22 protein-coding genes are annotated in these 16,222 nt (G+C 63.5%); 17 read left to right on the plus strand and 5 right to left on the minus strand.

Annotated features, from left to right (window positions below; translation table 11 throughout):
* Positions 1-287: 287 nt before the first annotated feature.
* Positions 288-491 carry a hypothetical protein gene (locus A0W70_RS02225; protein WP_175443043.1) on the minus strand — a complete coding sequence of 68 codons (204 nt, stop codon included), beginning with the start codon at positions 489-491 and terminating at the stop codon, positions 288-290.
* A 218-nt stretch (positions 492-709) separates the two neighbouring features.
* Between A0W70_RS02225 and A0W70_RS17115 the strand changes: the two genes are divergently transcribed.
* From A0W70_RS17115 to A0W70_RS02270, 11 genes are all read left to right on the plus strand, one after another.
* Positions 710-913, plus strand: a complete 204-nt coding sequence (locus tag A0W70_RS17115) for a hypothetical protein (protein WP_245675800.1) — start codon at positions 710-712, stop codon at positions 911-913.
* Complete coding sequence (locus A0W70_RS02230; RefSeq protein WP_070987902.1) at positions 879-1,487, plus strand: 3'-5' exonuclease; 609 nt, start codon at positions 879-881, stop codon at positions 1,485-1,487. Before A0W70_RS17115 ends, A0W70_RS02230 begins: the two co-directional genes overlap by 35 nt.
* 3 nt (positions 1,488-1,490) lie before the next feature.
* A complete protein-coding gene (locus tag A0W70_RS02235) occupies positions 1,491-2,576 on the plus strand; it encodes a metallophosphoesterase family protein (RefSeq protein ID WP_070987904.1) in 1,086 nt (361 codons plus the stop codon).
* Positions 2,577-2,586: 10 nt separating this feature from the next.
* On the plus strand, positions 2,587-2,970 hold the full coding sequence (locus A0W70_RS02240) for a hypothetical protein (RefSeq protein ID WP_070987906.1): 384 nt from the start codon (positions 2,587-2,589) through the stop codon (positions 2,968-2,970).
* Positions 2,963-3,442, plus strand: coding sequence for a hypothetical protein (locus A0W70_RS02245; RefSeq protein WP_070987908.1), 480 nt, complete (start codon positions 2,963-2,965; stop codon positions 3,440-3,442). Before A0W70_RS02240 ends, A0W70_RS02245 begins: the two co-directional genes overlap by 8 nt.
* Complete coding sequence (locus A0W70_RS02250; protein ID WP_139150668.1) at positions 3,439-4,146, plus strand: hypothetical protein; 708 nt, start codon at positions 3,439-3,441, stop codon at positions 4,144-4,146. Before A0W70_RS02245 ends, A0W70_RS02250 begins: the two co-directional genes overlap by 4 nt.
* A 72-nt stretch (positions 4,147-4,218) precedes the next feature.
* Positions 4,219-4,359 (plus strand): hypothetical protein, encoded by a 141-nt coding sequence (locus tag A0W70_RS16920; protein ID WP_175443044.1) that lies wholly within the window; start codon positions 4,219-4,221, stop codon positions 4,357-4,359.
* Between the two features lie 52 nt (positions 4,360-4,411).
* Positions 4,412-4,948: a hypothetical protein gene (locus tag A0W70_RS02255; RefSeq protein WP_070987913.1), complete on the plus strand. Its 537-nt coding sequence runs from the start codon at positions 4,412-4,414 to the stop codon at positions 4,946-4,948.
* Complete coding sequence (locus A0W70_RS02260; RefSeq protein ID WP_070987915.1) at positions 4,935-5,225, plus strand: nucleotidyltransferase family protein; 291 nt, start codon at positions 4,935-4,937, stop codon at positions 5,223-5,225. The genes A0W70_RS02255 and A0W70_RS02260 overlap by 14 nt, the downstream gene beginning before the upstream one ends.
* 8 nt (positions 5,226-5,233) lie before the next feature.
* The gene (locus A0W70_RS02265; RefSeq protein ID WP_070987917.1) at positions 5,234-6,316 is read left to right on the plus strand and encodes a metallophosphoesterase; all 1,083 of its coding nucleotides are present in this window, start codon (positions 5,234-5,236) and stop codon (positions 6,314-6,316) included.
* Positions 6,313-6,693, plus strand: coding sequence for a hypothetical protein (locus A0W70_RS02270; RefSeq protein WP_070987919.1), 381 nt, complete (start codon positions 6,313-6,315; stop codon positions 6,691-6,693). The genes A0W70_RS02265 and A0W70_RS02270 overlap by 4 nt, the downstream gene beginning before the upstream one ends.
* Before the next feature lie 31 nt (positions 6,694-6,724).
* Here the strand turns inward: A0W70_RS02270 and A0W70_RS02275 are convergent, their stop codons facing one another.
* The 4 genes from A0W70_RS02275 to A0W70_RS02290 all read right to left on the minus strand — a co-directional run bounded on the left by A0W70_RS02275 (position 6,725) and on the right by A0W70_RS02290 (position 9,344).
* A complete protein-coding gene (locus A0W70_RS02275; protein WP_245675787.1) occupies positions 6,725-7,066 on the minus strand; it encodes a nucleotidyltransferase domain-containing protein in 342 nt (113 codons plus the stop codon).
* Positions 7,067-7,569: 503 nt separating this feature from the next.
* On the minus strand, positions 7,570-8,118 hold the full coding sequence (locus A0W70_RS02280; protein ID WP_070987921.1) for a hypothetical protein: 549 nt from the start codon (positions 8,116-8,118) through the stop codon (positions 7,570-7,572).
* A complete protein-coding gene (locus A0W70_RS02285) occupies positions 8,115-8,882 on the minus strand; it encodes a nucleotide-binding protein (RefSeq protein WP_075109814.1) in 768 nt (255 codons plus the stop codon). The genes A0W70_RS02280 and A0W70_RS02285 overlap by 4 nt, the downstream gene beginning before the upstream one ends.
* A gap of 33 nt (positions 8,883-8,915) precedes the next feature.
* On the minus strand, positions 8,916-9,344 hold the full coding sequence (locus A0W70_RS02290; protein WP_070987925.1) for a hypothetical protein: 429 nt from the start codon (positions 9,342-9,344) through the stop codon (positions 8,916-8,918).
* 264 nt (positions 9,345-9,608) lie between these two features.
* Between A0W70_RS02290 and A0W70_RS02295 the strand changes: the two genes are divergently transcribed.
* From A0W70_RS02295 to A0W70_RS02315, 6 genes are all read left to right on the plus strand, one after another.
* Entirely contained in the window at positions 9,609-10,070 is a 462-nt protein-coding gene (locus tag A0W70_RS02295) for a hypothetical protein (protein WP_070987927.1), read from the plus strand.
* Between the two features lie 537 nt (positions 10,071-10,607).
* On the plus strand, positions 10,608-11,609 hold the full coding sequence (gene mobF / locus A0W70_RS02300; RefSeq protein WP_070987928.1) for a MobF family relaxase: 1,002 nt from the start codon (positions 10,608-10,610) through the stop codon (positions 11,607-11,609).
* Positions 11,610-11,903: 294 nt separating this feature from the next.
* Positions 11,904-12,056 (plus strand): hypothetical protein, encoded by a 153-nt coding sequence (locus tag A0W70_RS16925; RefSeq protein ID WP_175443045.1) that lies wholly within the window; start codon positions 11,904-11,906, stop codon positions 12,054-12,056.
* Positions 12,053-14,845, plus strand: coding sequence for a hypothetical protein (locus tag A0W70_RS02305; RefSeq protein ID WP_245675788.1), 2,793 nt, complete (start codon positions 12,053-12,055; stop codon positions 14,843-14,845). The genes A0W70_RS16925 and A0W70_RS02305 overlap by 4 nt, the downstream gene beginning before the upstream one ends.
* A 665-nt stretch (positions 14,846-15,510) precedes the next feature.
* Positions 15,511-15,726 carry a transposase gene (locus A0W70_RS02310; RefSeq protein ID WP_070987930.1) on the plus strand — a complete coding sequence of 72 codons (216 nt, stop codon included), beginning with the start codon at positions 15,511-15,513 and terminating at the stop codon, positions 15,724-15,726.
* A gap of 23 nt (positions 15,727-15,749) precedes the next feature.
* Positions 15,750-16,049, plus strand: a complete 300-nt coding sequence (locus A0W70_RS02315; protein WP_139150669.1) for a transposase — start codon at positions 15,750-15,752, stop codon at positions 16,047-16,049.
* Positions 16,050-16,222: the final 173 nt, after the last annotated feature.

Consider the following 16,222-nt stretch of genomic DNA (forward strand, 5'->3'; position numbering starts at 1 on the left):
GGGCGACAGCATGTTTGATCCAGTCAGCCATTGCCGAGCGGCTTCGCGTACTGCGGTCGTCTTGCGTCGCCTCATCAGGTGGGCGCGAGCGACCTGGCGGTCGGTGTCTGCTTGTGGCAGTCCCACAAGCACCGGGTGGGGGATAGTGAAAGGCCCGCACGTCGCCCTGGCGGCACTTTTTTGGGATTTTCAGTGTCGTGCGTCTTAACGTTTACGGGGCGGGAGACATAACTCAACAGGACCGAACTTGTCGGGGGATACGTCTCAGGCCAGTCGGGTGTTGCCGGTTAATTCGATGAATTGTCGCTGTATCCCGATCGTGGCGATTGCCCGGAATCGTCGAGTTCGGTGGCGTCGATTTCCGTCACGGCTTCCTGCTGCTCGATCTGCGCGAGCCCGAGGGCCAGTAGGTAATCGATGGCCAGGTAGCGAGGTCCTTCAATCGCCGCATCGAGCCGATCCAGTGTGGACTGGCGGATTCGCGCGGCCACTTGGGGGCGTGCGGTCGCGCGGCCATGGCCGACGATCCGCACTTTTGCGGCCGGCTTCGTCTTGGGTCGTATCGGTGCCATAAGCCAATGATAATACTACCGTTGCCGCAATTGCCATCACTCTGTTTTGGTGATAAGGTAATATTACCATTACGTTGTAAGGCTGATCGGGAAAAAACGAAAGCGGCATGGGCGAGGGATCTGTGATGAGGAATTGCTTGGAAAACGAAGGCCGGCGCAAGCGAGCCGAGACGCCGAACGAAGTCGTGGCGATCCGAAATGCGGAGCAGATCATCGGCGAGTACGCCGTGGCGCTGCGGCGAATACGCATGCTCGAGCGATCCAGCCACTTATTCGATTTCCCCGCAACCGAACGGGAGCAATGCCATGAGTACTCCTGCCCGACATATCGCCGTTGTTGACCTGGAATGTAGCTGCTCGGATACGAATAACGGCGACGACACCGTCCGCCGTGCGGACATGGAAACGATCGAGATCGGCGCGGTCATGCTCCGCCGCCACGATTTCGAGCCGGTCGATGAGTTCGAACGCTTTGTGTACCCGGTGGTGCATCACGAGCTGACGGACTTCTGTAAAGAGCTCACCAGCATTACGCAGCACAACGTCGACGCCGCCCCGCGGTTCCCGGAGGTCTACTGGCGATTCACCGAATGGCTCGCCCACTGGCAGTGCGCTCAATGGGGCAGTTGGGGCAATTTCGACGCGTACCAGCTCGAATTAGATGCCAAACGGCACGGCATCCAGCACGAGTTAAGCAATCTGCCGGCCCATGTGAACGTGAAGAAGTTTTGGGCTCAGCAATGGCAAATGAAGCGCGTCGGCCTCGGGCGCGCGGTGCAGACCGCCGGCCTTGAATTCGAGGGCCGTGCGCACCGCGGTATCGACGACGCTCGCATGATCGGCAAGCTGCTGCCCGGTGTCGGTTGGCCGCGGATCCCCCAAGGGGCGCCGATCCGGCCCGGATTCGAGGATTGAGCCATGCGCGACCGTGACCTCGACACCCGCGAGCTCGTCCAGCTGATTGATCGCCTGCGGGCGCTTATCCGCGGCATCGATACAACGGCCCGGCGGGATCTCGACTTCGAGCTGAACAGTGCGCGCGAGTGGTACGAGCGCGGTGATCCGGTCCGGGCCGGCCTCGCGCTGGCCGCCGCCGGAGAGATTGACGAGGCCATCGCGGACCTGCCGGAAGCGCGCGAGCTGCTCGAATTCCTGCTGCACGAGACCGGCTGGCCGCGGACGCTGCGGATTCAGTACCTGAGCGACCTGCATGTCCGGCAGCCCGATCAGTTGGCTATCGCTGACGCCAGTGCGGACGTGCTGGTGGTCGCTGGTGACGTGGCGAATACATGGGAAGGGCTGCGCTGGATCATCGAGGCGGCGAGCGCCCCGCACGTGGTTTTCGTGGCCGGCAACCACGACCCGCTCGGCGAGGACTGCCACGAGTACCGCCGCAAGATCCGATTGATCGAGGCCGAGGATCCGGCACGGATCCACGTACTCGAAAACGACGTGCTTGAGCTCGGCGGCCTGGTGATCATGGGGTGCACGCTCTGGAGTGATTTCCGCCTGGCGCAGATCTCCGTCGACCGGGCGCTGCGTCAGGCCGACGACTTCATGATCGAGTACCAGCGCGTAGTCGATCACGCGGCTTGGCACGGGCCTCGCCCGGTTAAGACGGGGCAGACCTGTCGCCCGCCCCCGCTGTCCGCGGCGACGACACGCGGCTGGCACCTGGCCTCACGTGACTGGCTCGACCGGACCCTGCGCGCTTACGCCGGCTGGAACCGGGTCGTCGTGACTCATCACGCGCCGCATCCGAACAGCGTGACCGTGCGGGAAGGTGATCGCCCGCACTCGTGGTCCGATCTCGCGTTCGATCACTGGGCGCCCGGGGCCTACGCGAGCGACTGCAGTGAGCTGCTCGCGCATGCCGATGTCTGGATCCACGGCCATACCCACCGGGTCGAGGACTATGCCGTGGGCGGCTGCCGCGTTCTGAGCAATCCGGCCCGTGACGAGGCGGCCTATGACCCGGTGCGTTGTATTGAGCTGGCGGCTTGAGGGATCCCGGATGTTTGATCCGATCGACCGCCCGCCCGCCGAGTACCGGCTCAGCCGAGTGCTTTCCGACGAGCTCGGGCAATCCCAGCTGTCGTCACTGCGAAGCGTGATCATCGCGGCCGTCGAGAATCTGCAGCGCTATGACCGGGAGCGGTACGCGCACAAATACCAGGACGGGCCAGTGCCGCGACTTGCACTGCTGACCGAGGCACACGAATCGGTCGCGGAGGCCGGCCGGATGATCCGCTCGATGCGCGCCGGTGACGACGACCACGCGCTCGAGCGCCGTCACGGGATTAATATCGCGACCGTCATCGACGAGCTCTGGCAGGCATCGAACGCGATCGGGCGCTGGATCGAGCACGAGCGGACGCGCGGAGTGACCGATGAGTAGCGATCGCGAGGAAACGCTGTATCGCCGGGCGATCCCGATCGAGACCGTACGGGGGTACGTCGAGCAGCAGATGGGCGAAGCCGAGGCGGACTACGAGCGCGCTTTTCCGTCGGAATTGCGGGTGATCGACCCGGATGCGCCACAGATCTCGCCGACGACCTGCGAGCAGATCCGCAACAGGTATAAGTGGCTGTCCTACGTCGTTGTCGACGCACTTGGCTGGGCCGAAGATGAAGACGTCGGCGCGGTGCTGGCCCGAGATCTCGACCACACGCTGCTCGAGCAGCTTTGTTTGCTCCGCGAGCAGCTGTATTGGCAAGAGTGGGTCGATACCGTGCCGCGCGTTCTCACCGAATTCGCGGTCGAGCCGTTTTTGAGAGATACCCCGGGGCCTGGTCCAGGCCAGATCTCGGCCGACTTCGGGGTCTGGTGCCGCCAGCAAATCGGAAAGCGGAAGCGGGGTGAGACATGAGGCGCGCTGTGTACATCGCCGACGTACGAGACTATCTCGAGCACCGGATCGAGCAGATCGACCCCGTCTACCAGCGCGCGCGCGGTGAAAGCGGGGAAGAGCGCGGGCCGGACTGGCCGGCAATCTGGGCGCAACGCGCTTGGCTCCATTGGCTCGAATGCAAAGCCCTGTCCCGCGCCGAGCGGGCCGGGATCGGCGCGGTGATGGGCGTAGAGCGTGACGACACGCTGCTCGAGACGCTCGGGCTGCTCGACGAGCAGTTGCACGAACAGCAGACCGAGTGGACCGACGCGAGCGGCCGCAGGCGTGGTGGTGGCCAGGTCTCGCGCGACCTGACCCAGAACGCAGTTGAGCCGTTCTGGACGAGCCCGACCGCGATCTCGGCCAGCGCCGAGGGCTGGCGGCGGCGCAGTGAATCGATCGAGCGGCGGCTGTGGCGGCTCAATCGGGATCTCGGCGGCGCTACCCCAATCCAGGGCTACGAGGCGGCCCATCGTTATGCCGAGGCGGCCGCCTGCGAATACGCGGCCTACCGTCAGCTGCAGGTGTGGGGCAGTGGCGCGGCGGCCGCGGAGGCAGACGAGCGGCTCGCGCAGGTCAGACAAGCGCTCGAGCAGGCCTTGGCGGCTTATCAGTCATCGGACGCACCGCGCGACCGGATCGGCGAGGAGATCGCGAGTATTGCACGGCTGATCCGCCGGTGAGTTTCGTACAAGTTACGTAAAACGATTGCTGTACGAAATAAAGCAAATCTGAAGAAGAAAGGAGGAGTGACAATGTTCACCACCAGCGATGCCGGCGGCCTTGCAGTCGTCGTCTGCCTGTTGATCGGCATCCCAACGATGATTTGGGGCGACGTGACAACCGGGTTCTTTGTTACAGCAGCAGGATTCGGGCTCGGAACCGCTCTTCGATGATCAGCCGGGCCGGATGCCACCGATAAAGCCTTCGGCCGCAGGAGATGGAGCCGTGACCGACGGGACGGATACAGCGATCGAAGCGCTGACGGCCGCGCTCGCGCAGCTCAAGCCCGGCACGCCCGTACACAATCAGGCCAGTGAGGCGCACCAGTCGCTCGTCGCCCGGCGACCGCATAGCGCCGTACACGCTTATCTCGTGATTGAACAAGCGCTTTTCGAAGTCGACACGCTGTCGCCGGTGCAGGACCTGCTGATGCAGACGTGGGCGGCTGTGCGGCCGTCACCGACGGCCATTCCAATCGAGATGGCCGCAGAGTACGTGTGGAAAGAGCGCGTCCGACTCGATGATATGGATCGGCGCGGAGAAGCCGCACTCATTCCGGGACTGAGAGACCGCGTTAAGCGGCTCCGATTTGTCGATTACTGTCTGTGTCTCGCCGAACGGGCCCGGGTCGGCGCCGTGTTGGCCTCGTCATTCGATGACGCGATGCTCTTGGAACTCGAGAAGCTCTATCAGCAGCTCTATTGGCAGAACGAGAACGACCGTATCCCGGGGCGAGTTGCACCACGCCATGAAACCCGCTGACGCGCTGGCCGCGAACCGGGCCGCGATCCGCCGCGTCGTCGAGTCGCACCATGCACGCAATCCGCGGGTCTTCGGATCGGTTCTACATGGCGACGACACGGATGAAAGCGACCTCGATCTGTTCGTCGACCCGACACCGGAGACGACGCTGTTCGATATCGGAGCGATCCAGCACGAGCTCGAAGAGCTGCTCGGCGTGCGGGTCGACATCGTGACGCCGAACGGCCTGCCCGACCGGACCCGAGAGCAAATTTTGGCCGAGGCCCAGCCGGTATAGGAGTAACGATGCGGATCCAAGTTCTTTCCGACATTCACGCCGAAGTCGACCCGCGACGCGCGCATTTTGACGTAGTCGACCTCGGCGCGGATCTCGTGATTCTGGCCGGCGACATCGACCACGGTGGAGCCGGCGTGCGGTGGGCCGCCGAGACTTGGCCGACCACACCGGTCGTCTACGTGCTCGGCAATCATGAACACTACACCACCCGCCTGGGCGAGGCCTTGGAGCGGGCCCGCGCGGCCGCGGCTGGCACGAACGTGCACGTGCTCGAGCGCGAGTCGGTCACGGTCCGGGGCGTGCGGATCCTGGGCGCGACGTTGTGGACCGATCTCAACCTCGTGGGGGATCCGGCCTTCGCGCGCGCCGCCTTGGGCCAGGCATTTCCGGATTATAAGGCGATCGAATCCCCCGCCGGCGGCCCGCTGCGTCCGGTGGAAACTGAAGCGATCCACCACGAGACCGTAACTTGGCTCGAGCGCGAGCTGGATCAGACGTACGCGGGCCCAACGGTCGTGGTAACCCACCACGCGCCGTCATCCCGATCGCTTCAGCAATGGGACGAATGGGCTGGCGAATCGCCGTACACGGCCTGGGAATCGGCGTACGCGTCAGACCTCGAGCGGCTGCTCGACGGCCCGTGGCCGCCTGCACTCTGGATCCACGGTCACACGCACCTGTCCGGCGATTACCGGATCGATCGCACGCGCGTGGTCAGCAACCAGCGCGGCTACTATCAGGAAATGACCGGCTGGGATCCGACGCTCGTGCTCGAGGTGACGACGCTGCAGGAGCGCCGCGAGACGGCGCTGGCCTGCGCGCGGGCCGCGCTCGCGATGCTCGCCGAGCGCGACATCGAGGCCTGCGTCGTGGGCTCGCTCGCGCGCGGGGATTTCAAAATGGGATCGGACGCGGACTTTCTCGTGTTCTCGCCAATTCCGCCCGAGCAACAGATTCGGCTCACGGTCGAAATCGACCACTGCTTCGACAATTCCGACCTGTCCGTCGACGTCACGTACGCCGGCGACCTCGATCCCCGCGGCTACGAGCGCATGACCCGGCACTGCCTGTACCTAAAGGATCTGTCATGACACAGAGAGACGAGCACGCCGAGCACGGCCGGCAGCACCTCTGGCTTGCCCGCAAAATGCTCCACGACGGCACGACGACGGCGCCGCAGCTGGTCGGCGTGTACCACGAAGCCGATCAGGCGCACGCGTGTATCACGCTATCCGGCGACCTGTCGGCTGCGTATCAGCACGCGCGGAACGCGCGCGCGAAGTTGGCCGGCTCGACAATCGACGTAGAGCGTCTCGAGCGGTGGCTAGGCGCCGGCCCGGACGCCGAGGGCGAGCCGTGGCGGGATTTCGTCCGCGATGTCTCCGAAGATCTGGACGGGGCGGTCGAGGCGCTGGCGGCCGCTACCGCGGATGGGGCCCCGGATCCGGATCCGCCGTCCCCGTCATGATTTGCGTGGGCAATGGTGGACTTGCGGTCGATCACAACTTCACTCCTTCACGCTCGATCGTGCGCAGCAGATCCGGTGTAGCGTGTCGGTCCGGGTGTGACCACTCGTCGCACCAAATCGGCAGCGGGGAGATGAGAATGCCGGTCTCGAGCATCGTATCGAAGGCCGTGTCGGCCAGATCCAACTTCACGTCGAAAAAGCGCTGGTGCTGGCCGCGCAGCAGCACCGCAACGTCGGCATCGCTGTCCGGGCGATGCGTGCCGCGCGCGCGGCTGCCGTACACGATGGCCTCGGCGATATCATAGCGATCGACGATGCCGGCGAGGAACTGGCGGACGGCGGCCGCGGTTTCCGGATCGATCGTGCGTATCACCGACTCTCTCCTCCCGTTGCAACTTTCGCAACGAGTCGCGAAAACGCCTATTTTCCCCATTTTTCGGGTGGCTTCCGCAGTTGCGCGCCAGCAGGGCTGCCGCACTTGCGGGGCAAAACCGGCCCGGGATCGCCCATCAAACCCCGTTCCTCCGATCCACTGCCGCAGTTGCGGGGCAAAATCGGCCTTTGACCGACCACAAAGCGGGGGTCAGCAGGATTGCTGCCGCAGTTGCGTGTCAAAACCGCCCCGGGATAGCCATCAAATCGCCGCTTTTAGGGTCCACTGCCGCAGCTGCGTGCCACCACCCGTGGATATCACCTGAGCCGCATCTGCAGGTCAACGTTGTTCCGCCGTCGACGGAAGCGCGGATGTGACACCGCGCTCGGAGGCATCCACATGGGGTGGGTAGGGCGATAATCAGAAGATAGAACGATCGTTGGAGACCGATCCGGCGGGACTTTCCAGGCGGTGGCTGGCGCCCCCGTCCGCGCAGCAAGGTATTACATGTGATCCACACCGGCCGCTGCAGCCATTCCGATCACTGTCGTCACACCGCCCAGAATGAACGCGAACCCGAGCAACGCCAGGACCTTTCCCGAGACCACTCGCAGCAGATCGGTGAGGCGAGCGTCGATGATCCGCTCGATGGATTGGTCCAAACAGGCGTCGATGGCCTTCTCCATCGCTGTACGGTCCCGCTCCTCGTTCTCCCGGAGAACTGTCAATATGGAGCGACGAAATCGCTTGGTCGTGTGATCCAATTCTTCTCTCATGTGTCCGTGCCATCCCTGCAGAAGGTCGCCGAACTCGGCCATTTCCGCGCGCACGCGGCGCGAGTCGGTCCTCGCATCCTGGTGGAAGTCGGCAAGAACGAGCGCAAGGCCCCACACGATATCGTCATCAGGAACATCCCGCGCATGCTGAGCGAGAATAGCTCGACGGGGCGGACTCAGCTGCTCCAGAACCTCATCGCGCAAGGATGCCGGACCCCGCCGCGTTGCCTCGGCTGCGGTTTCACTGTCGCGGTCGCCCATGTCGTTATGGTTCATCCGGCTTCTTCCGTCGCATAGTCGGACAACTCCGGAAACAAGGCCACCTGCAGCGACTCCGCAGCCGCGTCGAACCACTGGGCGACCTGGATGCGCTGCACGGTGCGCAGCGGTGTCGTATCCGGGTCGATCAGATCGACGAGATTCCGATCACCGTGCTCCGTGAGCAGATCCGCGGTATCCGGACTGAGTTCCGGCACGGTTGAGCGGGGAAGGCGCCGAGCGAACGGTTGCGTATCGAGGCGGCGGTCGTATTCCCGCGCCCCCGCGATCGCCTCGTTCCTGACGAGGGTGGATCGCGCCGCGCATCCGAAAATCGGTCCCTGGACCACTGCCTCGGCATTCGCCAGGGCGGAATCCGTCCGGTCGAGAACATACGCAATACGCACTTCCACATTGGACGCCTCGGCGGCCGCCGCCAACAGCGTTCCGACGTCTTCGAGCACTCTCGATGCTCCCGCTGGAAGATTCATTACAACGTATTCCGCGCGACTCGATTCGATGAGCTCGAACAGATCCGCCAGCGTATCCCGCGTGTGCCGATTCGGGGTTTCCAGGGCCATGTGCGTGACGTCGACACCGACCGCGTCCGCAAACCGCGGTCCGACGTCCGGGGTTGCGCCCGAATCCCCGACATCCGTCTCAAGGACCATGAGTCGTCGGCCCTGGTGGGTCAGATAGGAAGCTATGACGGTAGCGGCGGTGCTTTTGCCCACACCCCCTTTATCACCATGCACGATAACCAACTTCACGCGATGCGACATTGGAACTCTCCTTTGAGATGGAGGCAGGTCGGCTTACCGATAATCGGATCGCCACTTCTGCGTTCTGGGAAAATACGTGTAGACCCATCGCCCGTCGTACCAGACGAGATTGCCCTCAGCGTCGTATTCGTCGGGATCGCGGTCGTGGACCGAGGGCGGTTGCTCCGCCGCGGAGGCACTGGTGGACGAAGTGATATGGGTATCGGAGGAAGACTGAAGTCTGTCGGAAGAAGAAGTTGAGCCTTCGCGTTTTATGAGGTAATGGGCTTTGTCGATCGACGCTTTGGATACGCACAGCGATCTCGCCGCATCGATTACCCGAAATGGTGCACCCCCTCCGATCAGGAGCGTCCATTCCGGCCAGAAGTACCGTATGGATCCGGTCAGGTTGCCGCTCCTTTCATGCGCTCGTTTGACCCGCGCAAGAAGATCATCATATTTGGCGATCGGATCATCAGCCATCGGTAATCAGTGTGATGTGGATCTGAGTTCGAGGTTAACTGATAATACAAAGATGGGAAAGCCATAAATGGCTGAAAAATCGGATAAAAGTTATAACATGGGTGGGTAGTCGTGACCGCCCGGACCGGGGAGAATTAAAGCAATTCGGAATGTACTCATCACTCGTTGAGAGGATTTCTACCCGTTAACGAGTAGGTAGCTGACAGGATGAATAGTGGCGGTACAATCCGGTCAATGAACGATCGGACCCAGAGGGATAAATCAATGCTGTATTACGTAGATGAAGAAGGCCGTCTTGCGCTCACGCCGCGAGATCTTCAGTGCTATCTTTTCGCCGATCGCGACGAGGTCGCGCGTTCCCTGCATGAACTCGGGAGTGTGGTGCGCGAGTTTGTGGAACACGTCGACGACTTTCCCGACGGGCCGAAGGCGCCGTCGACCGTTTACTTCGGACAGCTTTATCCGGTTTGCCTTCGTGAGGAGACAGATGGCGTCGCGTATCCGGCGCACCGGGTGGAGGTCGAGTACCCGGAGGGAAATCCTTCGACGCTTGACTGGGGGCTCGTTCGGATCGGATGCAATAACTTCTGTCTCGAGAATGATAACGCGGTGGCGGCTGGCGCGATTGTTAGCGAATGCATCGAGCGGGAGATCAACCCGGAAGATACGGCGGAGGCGCTTTATGGCGCCGCACGCCAGATCGGGCGGTACGCACGGCGGTTTTGACGGGGCGCGGCCACTGCGATGAATGGGGTGATCGGCGGCTGGTGCAGACCCTTGGGGCGACGGAGGGTGGTGAGCACGGGTCGCCGAGGTTGCGCGCAGCGGGCGTGTGGCGAGCACGTGTTATGGGGCTACCGTTGGCCGGTTCCGCGGACCCGGACGGTCGAATGGGCGACGGGTGAAAAATGGTGGATTTCGGGGGCATTCGATTCTCATTGCGGGAGTCCTCTGTATAAGTACTCCGATTAAATGGAAGTATTCCTCTTGTTTGTGTCGAACAACGAACTGGGCATAACAAAACCGGAGGATTTTCCGCCATTCATGAGAACCGGGTGTGTCGTCGCAACGATGATCAATTGTTAGATACACAGTCGCACCGATCTTGCACGCAGTCGGCGTGTCGTGCTCACCTTGGGACATCGGCGGTGACTATGCATCGCCCGATAGGTGAGGGGCGCGTGGATCGGCGTATGCCATGTCCGTGTGACCGATGGCCATCGACGGCGATGGCCAAGGACGCAACCTTTATCGGAGAACGCGATGATTAGCCTGAAGCACCTGAAGGCCACCGATTCATATCGGATCAGTCGGTACGCGGAACATGCCCACTACATTACTCGGCAGGGCAATCCGGTCGGGTACTATGTGGAAATGGCGGGCGGACCCGGTCGCGCGCCGAGCTGGTGGCACGGGTGCGGAGCGGACACCCTCGGCCTCGAGGGCCATGTGCAGCCGGATCATCTTGCACGGATACTGGCCGCCGAGGGGTTCGGCCGCCGGTCGCACCCACGGCGGCGCGTGGCGACGGATCTAACGATCTCCGCGCCGAAGTCGGTTTCGATCGCCGCGTTGGCGCTGGGTGACGACGAGCTTCTGGAGGGCATGTGTTCTGCGGCGATGGCCGCGGTCGATCATGTCGAGCGGACATGCGTGATGACGCGCAAGGGAAAGGGGGGTCGCACACGGAGCACAACGGGGAATCTCATCGCCGCGTGTTTCCTGCATGAGGACGCGCGCCCGGTGGACGGCATAGCGGACCCACAGGCGCACATCCATGTGCTGATAGGGAACCTGACTCAGCGGCCTGACGGCGGCTGGCGGGCGGTGGACTTGCACTTCGGCACAGGAAACTGTCGCTGGTATCGGGCGGACACAATATTCCACCAGAAGCTGGCGGAAACCGCGCGGAGCCTCGGATACGGCACCGTGGAGACGCTGCACGGATTCGAACTGGCTGGTCTGCCGCGGGAGATCAGAGAGCGGTTTTCCTATCGGCGCCGCCAAGTGGATGCGGCGTTGGTCGAGCGAGGAAGGACGCGGAAGCAGTCCCGGGCTGGCGAGCGGATCAACGCGTGCCTTGCGAGCCGGGAATCCAAAACGCAGCTGTCGCAGCCCGAGCAGCGAGAAGAGTGGCATCGACGCGCGGTGGCCGCGGACCTCGATCTGGAGTCGCTCCGAGGGGGGAGGGTGACGAGGACTTCGCTTCGCAAAACCACGAGACTCGCTACAGATAGATCGGATTGGCGACCGCTGCTCGGCTGAATGGCAACGAGGGTCATGGTTAGGTGTCTGGTGGTCCGCGTACAGCCACCTCGCGATGGACGATTGCCATGGCGGCGCGTACGTCCGCTGTTCGATCGCGATTGTTAGTGGGTTACAGAGGGTTATGGTCGTTGACCGTACCCCTTGATTCAAGCCACCGGTAATGTCGGAGCGAGGCCGCCTCAGGCCACCGCTCGGACAAAAATACCGATAAACGCCAATTTCTGTCCTCGTGCGTCTGCTGAAGCGCCGTCATGATCCGCCGTAGGTTTACACGCTACGGAGCGGATCGCGATGAACAGCACCCCACTTTCGCCCGGCCGAAAAATCGGCCGCGCGCATGCCATCGCCGCCGATGATCCATTGTTGCTGACTTGCCAGATGGCACGGGGCACGACATTTCGCGTGGGCGAATACGCGCTCGCGCGATTGGAGGGCGGACGATGAGTGCGGTCCATCTTCCTATCGACCTGTACGACGACACCGCCGTGGCGGATGGCGACGCGGGCAACGGGGCCGCGACAGCATATCCTGCCACCCTGTCCGTGCTGTCCGCTGCAAAACCAAAACGTCTGGCCAAGCAATTCGCCCTCGACAGTAACGGCGAACTGATCAAACGGCCCGGCGGCGAACTCGTGCGAGGCCACTACGAACGCCGCGCGGTGGATGGCGTCGACGGCTTGCGCGAAACACTGGCAAGCCTGCAACCGAATCAAGCGCTTTGCTTCGGAGCCGCTGCCCCGGAATCCTCGCCGATTGCGTCACGTCAGGCGGCGGGCGAGGGCGACATCACCCGCACGCGCGACTGTTTCGACTGGCCCGTCGGTCCCGGCTTCCTCTTGCTGGACTACGATCCGCCACCGGGCGGCGAGCCGATGAACCCGAGCACGCTGTACGCCAGGGTTAAGGGCGCGTGTCTCCCCGTCGCCGACGCGCCAATGGTAGCGGCGGCCAGTAGTTCGACGTATATCTACAACGGCGATACGGACGAGTGCATGAAGGGCGCGGGCGGGCTTCGCTTGTGGATCCATGTCGCCGATGCGCGGGACATCCCAAGAGCCGGGCAAGTGCTGTTCGATCGGCTATGGCTGGCCGGGCACGGGTACTACGCGGTGAGCAAGTCTGGTGCGTTACTCGAACGCGGGTTGGTTGACGCCGCAGTGTGGCAACCCGAACGCCTCGACTTTGCCGCAGGGGCATCGTGCGTCGCACCGCTCGAACAACGCCGCGCGGAACCACTGGTGGTGAACGCTGACGCCAATCCTCTGGACACGACCACGGCGCTGCCCGACCTGACCGACGCCGAGCGTGAGCGCCTGGCCGAGCTAAAGGCGGAAGCGCGCGAAGCGGTCTCCGGCGAACAACACGCCGCGCGGCAAGCGTGGATCGATGACCGGCTCGCCGCGTTCGAGGAAAGCGCCGCCGATGATCTGGCCGCGCTGGACGACAACGGACGCGAACAGCGGATCGAACAGGCGCGGCAATCGTTCGTCGCGGCTGTCATGAATCGCAAGCTATTCGCCGACTTCACGCTGACGCATAGCAGTGGCCGCACCGTCACCGTCGGCGCGATTCTGGACAAACCCGAACAGTGGCACGGCGAACGCTTCGCCGACCCGCTCGAACCGGATTACGGCAACGATGCCCGGATTGCCTGGGCGAACCTTCGCAGCGGCGGAAAGCCGTATATCTACAGCCACGCGCACGGCGGACAACGGTTTGCGCTGGAGCGTGCCGCATCCACGATCTGCATCGCTGCCGGTGAGATGCCGCGCATGGTCCAACAGGCCGACGAACTTATGCGCCACGCGGGCGAGGTGTATCAGCGCGAGGGTAGGCTGGTGCGGCTTGTTGATGGCGGCGTGTTTCCCGTATTCGGCCCTTGGCTGTCCAACCACCTGGAGTCCATCGCGCAATGGTTGCGCTTCGACAAACGGGCGAAGGATTGGCTGGCGAGCGATGCACCCGGCAACCTGCCCGCACGCATCCTGCACAACCGAGGCGCATGGACCGTTCCCGAGCTGTCCAGCGTCGTGCCCGCTCCGCTGCTGCGTCGGGATGGCTCCATGCTGGATAATCCCGGATACGATCCGGGAACCGGCGTGCTGTTGCTCGCCGACCACCCCGACGGCTGGCCGCCCGTACCGCACAACCCCAGCCGTGAACAGGTACGCGCCGCTCTGCGAACGTTGTGGGAGCCGTTCGAGCATTTCCCGTTCGTGGACGCGCTATCGCGCAGCATCGCACTGGCGGCGTGCCTGACCGCCGTACAGCGACCCATGATCGGGACTGCGCCCGCATTCGCCGCCAACAGCTACAAGGCGGGCACCGGAAAAGGAAAGCTGGCGAAGGCTGTTGCGTGGCTGTCCGGGCACGAGCCGAGCGAATCGCCCTGGAGTACTGAATCCGAAGAACAGCGCAAACGGATCATGGCCAAGCTCATGACCGCGCCGCCGTCGCTGTTGATCGACAATGTAAACGGCCCGCTCGAATCGGATACGTTGTGCGCGGTGCTCACGTCCACGACGTATGAAGATCGCCGCCTCGGCGCATCCGAGAACGTGAGCGTCCCCACGCGCGTACTCATTCAGGCCACCGGCAACAATATCCAGGTGACGGGCGACCTTGCCCGCCGTGTGCTGGTGAGCACGATTGATCACGGCGTGGAATCCCCCGAGCGCCTTGCGTTTCCCTTCGATCCCGTTGCGCGTGTGCGCGAACGCTGGCTGCACTACCGGGCGGCGGCGCTGACAATTCTGCGCGGATTCGTGGCCGCAGGTTGCCCGCAGGGGGCCCCCGGTTGCATGGGATCGTTTGAGGAATGGGATGCCGTTATCCGTCAATGCGTCGTGTGGCTTCGCGATAAACGGTTGGCTGACTTCAACCTTGCCGATCCGGCGGATGCCGTGGACGCGAACTACGCCGACGAGCCGGAGACGATCAAGCTGCGCGGCCTGATCACCGGGTGGGATGGCGTGATCGGTGATCGACCCGTCAAACTCCGCGAGTTGGTGGACGAAGCGCAACCTGCGGCCAATATCGGAGCGCCCAGCGAGTACCGTGCAACCCTCGCTAATGCCCTGGACGAGATCGCAGGCGAGCGGGGGACGATCAACCCGCGTCGGCTTGGCCGCTGGATCGGACGCTATGCCGGGTGCGTCGTGGACGGACGGCGAATCGTCAAGGATGGCGTGAGTGCGGGTGACACCCGCTGGCGCACGGAGGCTGCGCGATGAAATTGGTGTGTTTGGTGTGTTTTGGTGGGATCTTTCCTCTCAGTTACCCGGAAGTGTCAATTGAGACTTTGGGGGTAGTAATGGGAAAGACCCCACCAAAACACACCAAACACACCAACGGGCGTTTACAAGGACGCCTCGGACATTGGGCAGGCGGAATCTCCGTCAACCCCGATGCGGTGCGGCGTATGCGCTGATAGCGCATTGCGCCTACTGTCGGGCCGCATCGGAGATCGAGGCAGGTGAGCGCGCGCAATCGCGGCCAAGCATGAAAGGATGAGGTGGACGGGTACGAATCCGAAACCGAGGAAGCCTGACATGGTGGACAGCGAAAAGAACCGCCGCGCCCGTCGCCGACTGGTTCGAGGCGGCGGAGGCCGCCGACGGTGAAGAAGATGCGGCGTTCGGCGAGGTGCGCGGCGACGAGCTGCCCGAGTGGGCCGCGGACCGCGCGCAGCGCCTGGAGCGGATCCGCGCGGCGAAAGCCGCGTTCGAGGCCGAGGCGCAGGCGGCGGCCGACGCCGAAGCATCCCGGCAAGGCGAAGCCGACGACGATGATGATGATCCCGATCCACCGTCTGTGCCACCACGCCACCACGCCATCACGATGACGGGCCCCCGCCGGTGGCGCGCAGCGCAACTTCACCGATCCGGAAAGTCGGGTTGTGCTCACCCGCTCAGGCTGGGTGCAGGCCTACAACGCGCAGATCGCCGTTGACGCCGACCACCAGATCATCATCGCGCAGACGCCTACCCCTTGCGCCGCCGACATCAATCATCTCGCGCCGATGGTGGCGGCGATCGAACGCGACGCGGGCCATGTCCCCGATGAGCTGTCGGCCGACGCCGGCTACTGCAGCGAGGCGAATCTCGATATCTGAACCGCAATGCGATCCGGGGCTATGTGGCGACCCGCCGCGGCCACCATGATCAGCCCACCGCCACCGGTGATCGCTCGCCCGACCCTGACAGCTTCACCGGACAGATGGAGACCAGGCCGCGCCGGGCTGGCTGGCGCAGCCGATATCGGCTGCGCAAGATCTTCCCTCAACCCGTGATCGGGAAGATCAAGCACGCCCGCGCGTTCCGACAGTTGCTGTTGCGGAGTCTTGAGCAGGCGCGCGGGGAATGGAGCCTGATGCGCATCGCCCACAACCTGCTGAAGCTAGCGACGGCGCCGGCCTTAAGGCCGGCGGCATCATGATCCCGTATATATCCGATCAATGAACGCCCGCGACCGAAGCATCGTGTGCGCGGTTACTCGGAGGGCCTCCTGGTTCTGGATCGTCTTCTCCGGCGAAACGCCTGCGCCTGCCAGTGTCCGAACAGATACAGGGCTGGGCTGAACACGACCACAGACTAAAGTCTTCTTGAGGG

This window comes from Halofilum ochraceum, from assembly GCF_001614315.2.
GTDB classification, from domain to species: Bacteria; Pseudomonadota; Gammaproteobacteria; order XJ16; family Halofilaceae; genus Halofilum; species Halofilum ochraceum.

Bases quoted from the DNA above. Each gene is read 5' to 3' on its own strand.
- A0W70_RS02290 (WP_070987925.1), bottom strand. From the start codon at position 9,344: ATGGCTGATGATCCGATCGCCAAATATGATGATCTTCTTGCGCGGGTC.
- A0W70_RS02305 (WP_245675788.1), top strand. From the start codon at position 12,053: ATGAGTGCGGTCCATCTTCCTATCGACCTGTACGACGACACCGCCGTG.
- A0W70_RS02280 (WP_070987921.1), bottom strand. From the start codon at position 8,118: ATGAACCATAACGACATGGGCGACCGCGACAGTGAAACCGCAGCCGAG.
- A0W70_RS02235 (WP_070987904.1), top strand. From the start codon at position 1,491: ATGCGCGACCGTGACCTCGACACCCGCGAGCTCGTCCAGCTGATTGAT.
- A0W70_RS02265 (WP_070987917.1), top strand. From the start codon at position 5,234: ATGCGGATCCAAGTTCTTTCCGACATTCACGCCGAAGTCGACCCGCGA.
- A0W70_RS02245 (WP_070987908.1), top strand. From the start codon at position 2,963: ATGAGTAGCGATCGCGAGGAAACGCTGTATCGCCGGGCGATCCCGATC.
- A0W70_RS02250 (WP_139150668.1), top strand. From the start codon at position 3,439: ATGAGGCGCGCTGTGTACATCGCCGACGTACGAGACTATCTCGAGCAC.
- A0W70_RS02270 (WP_070987919.1), top strand. From the start codon at position 6,313: ATGACACAGAGAGACGAGCACGCCGAGCACGGCCGGCAGCACCTCTGG.
- A0W70_RS16925 (WP_175443045.1), top strand. From the start codon at position 11,904: ATGAACAGCACCCCACTTTCGCCCGGCCGAAAAATCGGCCGCGCGCAT.
- A0W70_RS16920 (WP_175443044.1), top strand. From the start codon at position 4,219: ATGTTCACCACCAGCGATGCCGGCGGCCTTGCAGTCGTCGTCTGCCTG.
- A0W70_RS02260 (WP_070987915.1), top strand. From the start codon at position 4,935: ATGAAACCCGCTGACGCGCTGGCCGCGAACCGGGCCGCGATCCGCCGC.
- mobF (WP_070987928.1), top strand. From the start codon at position 10,608: ATGATTAGCCTGAAGCACCTGAAGGCCACCGATTCATATCGGATCAGT.
- A0W70_RS02240 (WP_070987906.1), top strand. From the start codon at position 2,587: ATGTTTGATCCGATCGACCGCCCGCCCGCCGAGTACCGGCTCAGCCGA.
- A0W70_RS02295 (WP_070987927.1), top strand. From the start codon at position 9,609: ATGCTGTATTACGTAGATGAAGAAGGCCGTCTTGCGCTCACGCCGCGA.
- A0W70_RS02285 (WP_075109814.1), bottom strand. From the start codon at position 8,882: ATGTCGCATCGCGTGAAGTTGGTTATCGTGCATGGTGATAAAGGGGGT.
- A0W70_RS02230 (WP_070987902.1), top strand. From the start codon at position 879: ATGAGTACTCCTGCCCGACATATCGCCGTTGTTGACCTGGAATGTAGC.